This is a genomic window from Peribacillus sp. Bi134 (genome assembly GCF_918698065.1).
In the GTDB taxonomy this organism is placed as follows: domain Bacteria; phylum Bacillota; class Bacilli; order Bacillales; family DSM-1321; genus Peribacillus.
Window position 1 is genome coordinate 245,063 of record NZ_CAKKLN010000009.1, and the last position, 12,238, is coordinate 257,300.

At 33.4% G+C, this 12,238-nt stretch carries 9 protein-coding genes; 7 read left to right on the plus strand and 2 right to left on the minus strand.

What is annotated here, in order from left to right; translation table 11 throughout:
* The first annotated feature begins 116 nt into the window (after positions 1 to 116).
* The 5 genes from LQ188_RS21475 to LQ188_RS21495 all read left to right on the plus strand — a co-directional run bounded on the left by LQ188_RS21475 (position 117) and on the right by LQ188_RS21495 (position 5,864).
* Positions 117 to 1,991: a T7SS effector LXG polymorphic toxin gene (locus LQ188_RS21475; RefSeq protein ID WP_230178159.1), complete on the plus strand. Its 1,875-nt coding sequence runs from the start codon at positions 117 to 119 to the stop codon at positions 1,989 to 1,991.
* Between the two features lie 18 nt (positions 1,992 to 2,009).
* Positions 2,010 to 2,366 (plus strand): hypothetical protein, encoded by a 357-nt coding sequence (locus tag LQ188_RS21480; protein ID WP_230178160.1) that lies wholly within the window; start codon positions 2,010 to 2,012, stop codon positions 2,364 to 2,366.
* Positions 2,367 to 2,669: 303 nt separating this feature from the next.
* Entirely contained in the window at positions 2,670 to 3,005 is a 336-nt protein-coding gene (locus LQ188_RS21485) for a tRNA-Val4 (protein WP_230178161.1), read from the plus strand.
* A gap of 171 nt (positions 3,006 to 3,176) precedes the next feature.
* Positions 3,177 to 3,632: an SMI1/KNR4 family protein gene (locus LQ188_RS21490; protein WP_230178162.1), complete on the plus strand. Its 456-nt coding sequence runs from the start codon at positions 3,177 to 3,179 to the stop codon at positions 3,630 to 3,632.
* A gap of 501 nt (positions 3,633 to 4,133) precedes the next feature.
* A complete protein-coding gene (locus LQ188_RS21495) occupies positions 4,134 to 5,864 on the plus strand; it encodes a hypothetical protein (protein WP_230178163.1) in 1,731 nt (576 codons plus the stop codon).
* Positions 5,865 to 6,371: 507 nt separating this feature from the next.
* On the opposite strand, the gene LQ188_RS21500 is transcribed toward LQ188_RS21495, so the two are convergent.
* Complete coding sequence (locus LQ188_RS21500) at positions 6,372 to 7,664, minus strand: DNA cytosine methyltransferase (protein ID WP_230178165.1); 1,293 nt, start codon at positions 7,662 to 7,664, stop codon at positions 6,372 to 6,374.
* 345 nt (positions 7,665 to 8,009) lie between these two features.
* Positions 8,010 to 8,432: a very short patch repair endonuclease gene (locus tag LQ188_RS21505; protein ID WP_230178167.1), complete on the minus strand. Its 423-nt coding sequence runs from the start codon at positions 8,430 to 8,432 to the stop codon at positions 8,010 to 8,012.
* 1,345 nt (positions 8,433 to 9,777) lie between these two features.
* Between LQ188_RS21505 and LQ188_RS21510 the strand changes: the two genes are divergently transcribed.
* Both LQ188_RS21510 and LQ188_RS21515 read left to right on the plus strand, forming a co-directional pair.
* Complete coding sequence (locus LQ188_RS21510; protein WP_230178168.1) at positions 9,778 to 10,740, plus strand: hypothetical protein; 963 nt, start codon at positions 9,778 to 9,780, stop codon at positions 10,738 to 10,740.
* On the plus strand, positions 10,718 to 12,229 hold the full coding sequence (locus tag LQ188_RS21515) for a hypothetical protein (protein WP_230178169.1): 1,512 nt from the start codon (positions 10,718 to 10,720) through the stop codon (positions 12,227 to 12,229). Before LQ188_RS21510 ends, LQ188_RS21515 begins: the two co-directional genes overlap by 23 nt.
* The last annotated feature ends 9 nt before the right edge of the window (positions 12,230 to 12,238 follow it).

Here is a 12,238-nt window from a genome sequence, read left to right on the forward strand (position 1 = left end):
GAATAAATATAGAAGCTCTTCTAAAATATATTTAGTCCATAATTTTACAGTGGATAAAAATATTACATACAAATGAAGTCTAGTTATAAGAAAAGAAGTTGAAAGGACTTTCCATTATGTCTATGATTTACGAATCTCAAACATTAGTTTCTGCCATGCAAACGCGTGTCGGACAATATAAGGACCTGAATGAACAGCTCACGGAATTAAAAAAAGGATTTGAGAGTATCGTTAATTTGGATGATGAGCTCCAGGGTCAAGGTGCAGAGGCCATTAAAGGGTTTTACAAAGCACAGATCGATGTCGTGGATTCTTGGCTGCGCCTGATCAATCGGCATGTTGCCTTTTTAAGTGGAATTCAAGGAGATACAATCGAAGCTAACCTGAGTGAAACCGTGGTTACGGTTCCTTTTTTAGAGGAAGAGCTGGAAAGCGCCAGTCGAAATTCCAAGGAAATGGTCACAGCCCAAAAAAATGATCTGAAAAAAATATTGACTGGAATTGATGATATCATTCAATTAGAACCTTTTTCCGATGATGCGTTCTTTGAAAATATCGAGAAGGCTGACAAGAAACGGACCGAAACGATAGACAAAGTAAACGAGATTGATCATAAGTGGACGGCTGAATATGCTAAATCCGAAGCAGACCAAGCGGCAGTGACGGCACTCATGGAGCAATTGAAAGTATCCAGTACAAGGGGAGGAGCAGTATCCCCGCTCTATTTTAATGCAGCAGCCTATAAAAATAGTGAAGCCTATAGAAACCTAGAAGTAAGGAAAAAAGAAACCGCGGAATATCTGAAGGTTAAGCAAGAGGAAGCGGAGAATCGCCGGATCAAAGAATTAAAGGCACAACTCGATCATGTAACAGATCCAGATGAGTTCCTCAAAATCGCCAAGCAGATCGGGTATGAAAACTTAGCGCCCACCCAGCAGCAATACGTCATGCAGCTAGAAGCGGCTAAGCAAACCGCAGACATTGCAAAGGGAATCGGCGTAGGCCTTTATGATGTAGGAAAAGACTTTGTGACAGGAGTTTGGGACTTTGTCACAGATCCAGGGGAAACGGTTGAAGGCGTAGCCAATTCGATCATGCACCCGATAAAAACCTATAAATATATATCCAAATCCATCTCCGACTCATATGAACGGGAAATGGTAAATGGCGATGCCTACTCGCGGGCTCACTGGGTATCCTATGCCCTCGGAACAGTCGTCACATCAGTAGTAGGAACAAAAGGCGCAGGAGCTGTTGCGAAGACCGGGGTAGCCACTACAAAAGCGGCTGCAGTAAATGGCGTTACGAAGGCAAAAGAATTCTCTATTCCTAACCTATTGCCATACAATCCTAAAAACCAACTGTCGTTGGCAGGTGGAGTACCTTATAATGTGGTTAATAGTACTGGATTAAAAGAACAGTTAATTTCAATGGCGAAAGTGGAGTCTGAGATTAGTTTTAGGGGTACAAGTGATGCTCTAGGTGTTAAAAAAGTATCAGTAGGAGAAGAGATTATTGCCCAAAGGGTACTGAAAGCAGAACTTGATTTAACACCTAAGCTTACACCATACAAATCTTTAAGTAGGGATCAGCAGAAAAAAATAAAAGAAAAAATAGAAAATCGTACAGTAACAAAAGAAGAATATAATAGATATCAATGGGATAAAAGATTTTCAAAAAGAAGAGCTGCAGGAGTTAATGAATTTTGGAAGCAAGAAAAGAAAAGGGTTTTAGATGCTAAACCTACAACAAGGGATTGGACTAATGAGCAGATACAAGAGATCTTAAAAGGAAAAAAACCTAAATATAATGAGCAATCAATAATTGGGCATCATACTTACAACGCTATGAATTACCCACATATAAGTAACAGAGGAGAGTTAATTTATCCTGTAACTAGCAGGGAACATTTAAAGGGGTGGCATGGTGGAAGCTATAGTAAAAATGCACCTGGTAGACCTGTTAATCCAAATTATTTAGAAGAATTTTAATGGAAAGGAGAATAATAGATGAGTAAAATGGCAATTAAGATAAATACTAATGGTCCATTTAGTAAATGTGTAGTACCTTTAAGAAAGTACACTGGTTTAGGAATTACAGACATAAAAAATAAAATTGAAAACAAAGATTTTTTTGCCGAAACGGATGCGAATGATATTGATGAAATGGAGAATTTAAAAGGGTTAGTTGATAATTTGTTGAAGTTAGGTGCAGAAGTAAAAATATTTGACAGTGATGAATATGGAGAAGGAATTTTCGATTATCAAGAAATTTCTTACGAAGAATTTATTAATAATATTGACCGATTAAAAGAAATTATGGAAGAATTACAAGATTACAATGATGCATTGTCAGACGAAGTTTAATTCGAAAAGATAATGCTATGAATTGGTCTCAATAACATTATTGTAAAAGTCATATGTTAAGAGTTTGTGTTAGAAATGCAACATAAGCGAGTGAAACTTTAAAGCACTTGATTGCCTTTTAGGCAACAGGTGTTTTTTATTAGATATTTATTATTTGGACGTTATGAGTGATGCTTTACTGATATTCATAGCTCATGAAGGTTGTACCATCATGGCTTTATGCTTTGTATTAAAGTAGAAATGTACATGAATAAGATGAATGAATAGCAACGGCATAAAAAAATCAAAAGGGGGTCATCGCGTATGAAGTATTCATATGAGTGTAAGAAAGATCCATTTGGCGATTTAGGAATAATTTTGCCGGAAGAAATTTGTCTTTTCTCAGATTTCATTGAGAATATTGCAACAGTAGACCAAGTAGATGAATATATAGAATATATCGAAAAGGTTTTAAACGGAACATATGAAGACTTTGAAATTGAATTAAATGCTACAAGTGTACTCATAAAAAAAGATGTAACAATTGTTGAAAACTTTTTTAGAATTGAAGAACCTCATGAAAATACGATAGAAACAAAGCAATTTATAGAATTACTATTAGTTTGGCGAGATAAAATTCCAGAAATATTCAAAGGATAAATTCTGCATACCTTGATTGATAAAAAGGATTTTTTTATAACTTATATAGAGATGTAAAGTTGCCCGAAAGGAATGAACGAAATAGTATAAATATCATCATCTCAAGGATTTCAAAGTATTAGAGCTGGAGAGCCTTGCGATACGGTATCTAAGATTAGAAGGGTGATTTGGTTGAATTATTCTAAGTTACAAGAATTTATAAAGGAATATGGTCAAGGTGATGATTTTACAGGTGGAGTAAGTGAAGAGAAAGTAAAAGAAACTGAACAAAAATTACAGTTCTCATTACCGGAAAGTTACAAATGGTTTTTAAAAAACTATGGTTCAGGAGGAAGTTTTGGTATTGATATAATTGGTTATGACTTAGTAGGTGCATCAGTAGTAGATGCCACTAAAGATTATCAAAAACACTATAAATTAATAGACGGGATAGTGGTTATAGAAAGTGTTGATGAATTTGCTTACTGTCTCGATACTAATAAAATGCAAAATGGAGAATGCCCAGTGATTATTTGGGATAACCAAGAAGGATATGGTTTTACCGCAGCTGATAATTTCATAGACTATTTGATTGAAAGTCTTGAAGAGGCAAAAGAAAACTGGGATGAAGATGAAGAAGATTGGTGAAAGCTGAGGGTAATAGTTATTTATCATGCTTTGTTATAAAGTAAGAAATATTTTTATATAAGAAGTGGATAGAGGCTTTCGAAAATCGAAGGGACTATATATTTCTATATTCATTTAGATTTATCGTACTCGGGATTTATATTAACATTGGGGATGATTTTAAGAAATTTAAAGTTTCGGGGATATCACAATTGTAACTGAAGATTTATATTCAATTTCAAATCTAACGATTGTTAGGAAGTTAGTTATGATTGTTTTAATTCTTTGATGGAATTTCTACAAAAAGTTAATAATTCTGTTCGGGATTTTACTAGTCATCTTTCTTGAAGTTTCAAACCCTATTATTCCTCACATGATAAAATAAACATTAATTTTATCATCAATTTTTGAATAAGACCAGTTTTGTTAATTTTGACCAATAATTAGCTGTATGCCATTAGATGTAATTTCAAATACGCTGTTAGCTAATATATAATAAATTGTTATAGAGGTGTGGTAAAAATGAAGAAAAACCCCAGACTTATTGGTGATAAACATGTAGAACTTGTTTATACAGCGTTATCTCAAACTTTAAAACAAAAAGATAATGATTTTTTTCCAAGTACGGTTAAACAAACTGTGCTTTTTATAAAATCTCGCTATCCAAATATTATATCTGTAACCTCAAAATTTGAAACTCAAAACCCAGACCGGTCGAAAGACCTGTATTTACATTTAGACAATCATAAAACGATAAGTGTTAATTTATTTTCATTAAGTAAGGGTCGGAGAATACAGCCGAAAAATCCAGGAGCCAAAAGCTTTTTTTCTAAATATTTTTTATCTGAACAATTACAGGATATGTTTAATGAAGCATTTGAAAAACATTATTTAAAGTTTTTAAAGGATCTAGTTGAATTAAAGGAAGAAAGTACACTTATCACCAATAAAAAAGAATTAAAAAGAATTGTAAAGAATTACTTTCCAAAATTCACAGAGGAAATAAACCATTATAGAAATAAATTTCTGTATAGCTTGCGTGAGAATTGCTTTTTTTTAATGAAAAATTTTTATAATGAAAGAAATGCAGGATTCTTTCATGCTTTTAACGAACTGTTTATGACTGAGGATTTTAACGTCATTACGTATTACGGTAAAAATGACGATGATGTAGTTGTTGAAGAATTTAATCCAGGCACCCCACAATTTACTGATATTAGATTATATAATTCTGGAAATGATTCAGTAGGAATTAAGTTTGGAGAGGTTGCATTAACACTTAGATTCAAGTTTGAAAGTAGTCCGACTTCATCAATAAAACTTGCTGTAAGTTTTGCGAACTTTCCAAATGAACCTGAAATAGAACACATCAATGATATTACTATTAAAAAAATGATGGTTTTGCTCGATACACATCAAAGTACTTCCAATAAGAATGATAGTAATGCTATTGGTAAGTGTCACGAGTCTCTTACATATTTTTATTTTTTGAAAGAATATCCTTCCATTGCTCAGGTAGATGGGAATAAATGTATAGGGTTGTTAAATAAATATTACTCCCTTGTAAGTGCAGAAACATTAGAAAGATTATATAGTTCGACTTCCACTATCGTTCCTGTTATAAAAGAAAAATTGAAAGAAAAATACAATACATACATGGTTGAAAGTATTGACTTAGTTCCAGATAGCTACATTAGTGATGCGCTTGATACAGGTGATATTAAATTAATTCTGAGAGTAAATGATGATTATATTACTGAAAGTATTTCGTTAAAAGCAATATCAAGAAAGAGTGCTAAGATCACTACGAAGAACCCTGGGATAGGGACGATTCTAGGACCAACATTTTTTAATATCGGCGATTTAAGGTCTAATGTTCAAGAGGTAAAAGCAAGATACTTAAACGGTGAGTTAACACATATGGAAAGTTTAGAGGTTATTGCAACAGAATTGGGTACCCCGCTTGAAAGGGCAACGCAGGAACAGTTGAGGCAAGGGATTGAGAACCTTTTCGGAAAGGCTATGATGGCAATTACAATTTATAATGAGAACGTAAGTTACTGCAGAGAACACAACGAGATTAATGGTCAAATAAAAGTATACACTAAGAAACCTACTGCAATACAAAATACTTTAACTTGGAATGAGGATTCGGAATCAGTTAGCCTTCGGGTAAAGTTTAGTAAAGGTAAACAACACGGATGGTCATCAATTAAATTGACTTCAGAATACAAATTAGGTTCATTTAAGTGAGTAATTCAAAATAGAAGCTTGTTGCATCTCTTAAAGAGGAGAATAAAAATGAGTAAGATAGATTTAAGAAAAATAAAATTTGTTAAAAGTCCGCTTAACTGAGGTTAAGGGAAGGGTAATTTATGTTTCTAGAGAACAAAACGTAACTTAACATCGAAAGGATAGTTAATGAACTTGAAATAGTTGGATAGTTGGCAAGCTTGTTATTTGATTCATTTCTATGGGTATGATAGAAGTAGTAAAGCTCAATATTACACTAAAACTAATAAAAGATATATCGGATTAATAAATAAGAATGATTTATTACCAAAGACAGTAAAAATGGGTAAAATGATGTAAAAGGCATTTAATCTGTGAAGAAAGTGAAGTAAAAGGCTGAGACGCTACTATATACAGTGCCTCAGCCTTTTGTTTTTTTATGCACTTTTTCAGCGCTCTTGAATAGAGCCTTTTTAGAGAGTTGCGCTATTTGGGGTACAGTTCATTCAATTATTGCAATTAGTTTTATCAAAAAAGATTTAATTGAAACTCTTCATTTTCTATTTGGATTTGTTCATTAGGAGACTTCTTTAAGTATTCAATTGCCCAGTCCGCAATAGGCATTGCCACTGCTTTTGCCAAATAAACGGGAACGGCATTGCCTATTTGTTTATATTGCTTGTCTAACTTATTGTTGAGTGATGCTTTCTCACTTGTTCCCTGACTAAATTTAAACCAATCCGGGAATGTTTGAATCCTTGCTATCTCTTTTACAGAGAGCCTCCGGTTCCGTTCTTCCCCATCAGGGAAAAACCATTTGTCTGTCCCTTCTTTTTGCATCGGCAGACCGCCGGGGTGCAAGGGGGCTTGCCTTCCAGACGCCTGAATTGTAAAGCTTTGCTCGTCCCATCCCTTTTTCCTGTTTCGAGACATATAAATTGATGAGTATGAGCCTGTATAATATGGACCTGGATCTTCTTTTAGATCCCCAATCGCTTCGCTTAACGTTTTAAATGGCAGAAGGTTTTTGCCTTCCCCGTGTGTAGGGGAAGGATACTCGTAAGTGAAATTTATATCTTTCCTAACCCCGACAATGATGACGCGCTCACGCAGCTGAGGAACGCCGTAGTCCCTGGCATTTAACAGTTTAAACTGGACATTATAGCCTGCAGAAGCAAAATCTTCTACTATTTGTTTTAAAACTTCCCCTTTCCCCAATGTCATCATACCTTTTACGTTTTCAGCAACAAACACTTCAGGCTGCGCTTGGATCAGGCTTCTTATAAAGTGCAAATACAAAAAGTTGCGTTCATCGTCTATTAACCGCGGTCCGGCTTCGCTAAACCCAGGGCAAGGAAACCCGCCTATAATAAGGTTGCATTTTGGAAAGTATTTTACTTTCCTTATGTCTTTTTCATGCTGCACAACATGGGCAGGAGCATTCAATTTATAGGATTGGTTGGCTTCTTTAAACATATCGTTAGTATATATGGTGTGAAAAATACTTTTTTCTCTTAATTCACTAAAAAGGTCTTTATCTTTAAATGCTTCAAGAGCTGTGTTTTCCCCGACAACTGCAGCCAATCCGGCTAACTCAAAGCCAAGATCAAGACCACCGCAGCCAGAAAACAAGCTAAGCACGTTTATTTTATCAGTGCGAAAATCAACTTTTTTAATAACTTCAAGGTCATCATGAGAATCGATAATCCTTGAAGATTCCTCAAATATTTTCTCCATTAACACACTTTTTACATCATTTATAGAATAGTTTGGTGCAGGCTTAAATTTGCCTCTTCCTTTTACTTCTAGTTTTATACTCATATTTAAACAACCTCCTGTTGCCCCTCTTGTTATAATAACAAATTTCAAACAAAAAGGCCAGCGTCAAATTCAGCTAATTAATAAAGTAAAGTATTTTACCATTTTCGCTATTCAAGAGGAAATACTGATGCATGTCCGCAAATTATGTGTAAAATGTAAAAAGACTTCGAGCAAATGTCCTGGAGCCACGCACAAACAGACTGGATAAATACTAAAAAGAAAGAAGGAGCAGCCCCTTCTTTCTTTTTAGCATACCAAAAAATTTAAAAAATATCATGGAAGAAATGGGGCGGGGGAGTGTTTTGGATTCCCTTGGATTTTTACTGGTTGAATTGCTTTAAACGTTTATTTTATAGATTTTTTTTGGGCTGAATCAATAAAACCTGCAATGGATTCAATCGTCGAATTAAAATCCTCCTTTAATTCATGCTCCCAAACACGCAGAAGGTTCCAGCCGTTCTCTTTGTAGAAAGAAGTGACTTTTTCATCCCTGTTTTTATTTTTTTTGTACTTGGCATTCCAATAATCTGTATTGCTCTTGGGAATTCTACCGTGAATGGGACAGAAATGCCAGAAGCAAGAATCAATGAAAATTACTACTTTATACTTTTTTATAGATATATCTGGTTTGCCGAGAAGGGTCTTAGCATTTCTTCTAAAACGATAGCCACGTTGCCATAATGCACACGAAATGATGTTTTCTAGTTGAGATACTGACTTTATGGACTTCATAATATTGCTTCTAGTTTCTTTTGACATTTTGTCCATTCGGCCACAACCTTTCTAAGCGGTTTTATAAAATCATTCCCTATAAAGGAATGAAAAAACGTTTATTTATTTGTTTTTGATAAATTTTTTAGTTACTCTGCTCAGTAGAATGACCTTATCTTCATTTAATAAAGTATGGCTGCTAACACACAAAAGGCGTCTAATAAAAATCCAAATGCCAATTTCAATTACATCTCTAAAGCTTTTTTCATATGGTCACAAGTATTGAGATAAAAGCCCTATAGTAACTATAAAAAAATATTAACGTAATTCTATACTCTGCAGCCCTAATTAGTTATTAATTTATCCCGATATGTAAAAAAATTATGTGTTTTGCCAAGGTCCTTTCAAAATGGTTATTTTTTTATGGGAATAGTTGGAATTAATTTATCTCCGTATTATCAATCTCCAGTATGAGAGCCACACTAGGAACAAACTTAGCTTGGGTAGGAGACGAATACATCTTTCTATAGAGAACTACTCTAGTCCCATAATCATCAAAGTTTTTCTCTTGCTAATTCAACTGGGCATGACAAATTACTGGTTGAAATTAAAGATGAAATCTCCATAACAAATTATAAAAACATATAATTGACCAAAGTATAGATCTTTTTAATAATGGGCAACGCATAATAACATTCCCCATCAAATACATTTAGTATTGAATCTTCCTGTTGGATTCGTTAAATCGGATTTTTCAATTCACTATCTTAGAATTGAGCGCAAAACCCACTCCTTGAATAATGGCTTCAGACTGGTCCTTTGCCCCAAGGTGGGTAATCGGGTATGGAATGCAATTCTCGAACTAAACGCAGAAGCTCTTTTGAATTTTTCACAAAAAATATTGGGGTAACGTGTATTTACTTGTTGCCGACTTTTAATCTGTGTAGCTTCTCCATAACATAAACATTCTGAGTGGCAATAGTACTTTCATAAAGTATAATCAAAAGTAAGAGTAACTAGGAAAAAACTCCTGTATGAAAACTTTGCTATAATGGTCACAAAAAACGTTCTAGCTCCGATATTAAGAACAACTGGCATCGACTGAAATAGGGTGTCCTAAAGGGTTCACCAGCACCCAATGTGCGTGCTTTTGAAAAAGCTATGATAAGAAGGACATCAGTCATCGAGTGAGATCGGATGTCTATACAACTGGATAGAATCAAACTTTTAAACTGTGTTCAAAAATGAGCATTCTGGATAAAGTGACTGAACACTAACAGTCTTTAGCTTCCCTGGGTATCAATCTACTGCTCTAATTTCTCTTTAAGAGGCAATAGTTGAAGAACTGATTTGATAGTTAAAGAGGATATTTCGATAATTTTAATTTGGGGAGGGAATAGTGATGTCTTTAAATGAATGGAAATATAGAAGCTGCAAAAATAATTTTGAATTTTTGGAAAATTGGATGAAATTTAGTGTGGAATTAGCTAACTATGTTAAACAGGCAGACCAACCTTTAAAAATATACATATCTGTACCTTCTAATTTATCGTTTTCTTATTTTTTTGTACTAGGAGCTATAGATTATGATTTTAAAAATCCATCTAAAGAAATGTTATTAGAGCAATACCTTAGTTTACAAAAAGGCCAAAGGATCCTATACAAGACTGGAGAAGAATGGATAGCTCATTCCGTTATAGAAGTAAGTAAGATCCCTAATTCTGAGATAAGAGCTATAGTGGTGAAATCTCGTTTAAACTCTATTAATTATATACCAGAAAAAAGATGGTTTGATTATGTAAGAATGTATGACGATGAAATAACTAACGTTAGAAACACTAGGCGAGTGAGCAATATAAAGAACTTAAGCGAAAATATTAAATTGAAAAACTTATATTCTGAGAACACTCTTAATTTGTTAATGATGCAAAATACGGCGAAAACTTATTTATATGCTAACAAAAAAGAATGGAAAGATAATAAATCTGTCATTGGACTTGAAATTGACGGAAAACCATTTGAATTAGATGAACTATTGTTTGATGGTACAGAAGGTACATTTAAAAACCTTTCATTTATCGAGCAAAACCATGACTCGATTATTCCTGATGAATCAACAATAATATTTGTCGGCAGTAGTAGAGCGCTTAGGAAGATGGATCAATTTAAACAAAAGAAGTGTGTATTTATTGTAGATCAACATGATTCGAATGAAAAATCCGAAGAGTTTGAATATAAAATTGAGCAGGAATTTTTAATTGGGAAAGGCCAATCTTTTAATAGAGACATTTTAGAATATATGGATAACAATCAAGTTCAAATCCCGAAAGGAGTGGAAATCTTTGCTTGGTTATCGAAGAGCTGATATAGATTTATCAAATAAATTATATTCCTCATCAGTAGAGATTGAATTTATAAAGGTTGAAGATGATCTTATAGGGCAATTAATGCATACATTGAAAACGCTGAAGCATGAGGTCAAGATGTACTATGAGCATGATCAACTCCTATTGGAAGAAACCGAGTCATTCGTAAAAGTATGTCGTAATTTGGTAAGTTCAGTTCGTAGCTACAGTACTTACCTTAAAGAGCATAATGAAATTATTGTAAAGTATTTTACTTTAACGAAAAAACGAGTTTATGCTGACTTGTTCACTAAAAATGTAGAGCCTATTGTAAATTTAATAAAAATATTACGAAAACATCAAAATAATGCCTATATTGACGTTTTAATGAGATTAACAAATGAAAAACATCTTACTTCAGAAAACACCTATATTATAACTAAACAAAGGTCCTTAGATGAATACATTGATATTAATGGAACGAGATATAAAGTAATGCGAGATAAAGAGTTTGTGGATTTAGGGATTTTTGCAGATATTGTTATATTTTTAGGGACCCCTAGCTATTTTGATCGAAAGTTCTCAGAAATATTTTATGGAAAACAGACTATGTTTCTAGGGTATTCCTGTTTTGAAAACCAATTAGTACAAAGAAGATCCTTTTCAGATTTAATTGACCATAAATTTTTAATAAATACGATTTATAAAGATGTTACATTTGAAAAAGGCTTTTCAGGCTTGAATTTTAAAGAGATATTCGTGAAAAGCAAAGAAAAAAATTCCGAAGAATCTGTAATTAACCATTTTGAAAACATTGTAGATATCCCTCTAGAAGAAAAAGTAGAAGTGAAATTTGCGACCATTTCTCACGGTAACTACATTTTTTTGCCACTTAGACAAGACGTAAATGTCATTGACAGAGATTCCCTAAAGATTTCTCAAAAAAAAGTAAGAGAGTTATCCATGGGGGATTTATTAGTATTTCGAAATCAAAATGCATATAACTTAGTTCGAGAATTAGCTGATAATTTTATGGGCATTAATGCAGAACGATATCGAGATAGCTTAGAAAGATGGAAAAAAAGATTACGCTTTAATGTGAAAAAAAAAGGTATAGAGAAAGTTTCTAGGATTTTAATAGTACGTTATGGAATCTCAGTTGCTAAAGCAAATAATATTAAAAATTGGATGGACAGTAATTCCATTAAACCTTCATGTTTAGATGAATTGTTAGTGGCGTTTAATTTTGATTCACAAGAAAGAACAGAAATATTAAACGCAGCGAGTGCAATCTTTAGTGCACATATTTCAGCTGGTCATCATATATCCCAAACTTTGATGAATGAATTAGATAAAAGTTTAGAAAGTGTAATCGATGAAAACGGATTTTATACATTTAATTCGAAAGAGTTTGAAGGAGCTTCTTTTAATATTGAAGAAATAAAAAGAATTTCTAATGAAACACATTTTATTCCAGAATGCGAAACATTAAAGATTATTAAAGGATGAGGTATAAGA

Bases quoted from the DNA above. Each gene is read 5' to 3' on its own strand.
- LQ188_RS21495 (WP_230178163.1), top strand. From the start codon at position 4,134: ATGAAGAAAAACCCCAGACTTATTGGTGATAAACATGTAGAACTTGTT.
- LQ188_RS21500 (WP_230178165.1), bottom strand. From the start codon at position 7,664: ATGAGTATAAAACTAGAAGTAAAAGGAAGAGGCAAATTTAAGCCTGCA.
- LQ188_RS21475 (WP_230178159.1), top strand. From the start codon at position 117: ATGTCTATGATTTACGAATCTCAAACATTAGTTTCTGCCATGCAAACG.
- LQ188_RS21485 (WP_230178161.1), top strand. From the start codon at position 2,670: ATGAAGTATTCATATGAGTGTAAGAAAGATCCATTTGGCGATTTAGGA.
- LQ188_RS21505 (WP_230178167.1), bottom strand. From the start codon at position 8,432: ATGGACAAAATGTCAAAAGAAACTAGAAGCAATATTATGAAGTCCATA.
- LQ188_RS21510 (WP_230178168.1), top strand. From the start codon at position 9,778: ATGTCTTTAAATGAATGGAAATATAGAAGCTGCAAAAATAATTTTGAA.
- LQ188_RS21480 (WP_230178160.1), top strand. From the start codon at position 2,010: ATGAGTAAAATGGCAATTAAGATAAATACTAATGGTCCATTTAGTAAA.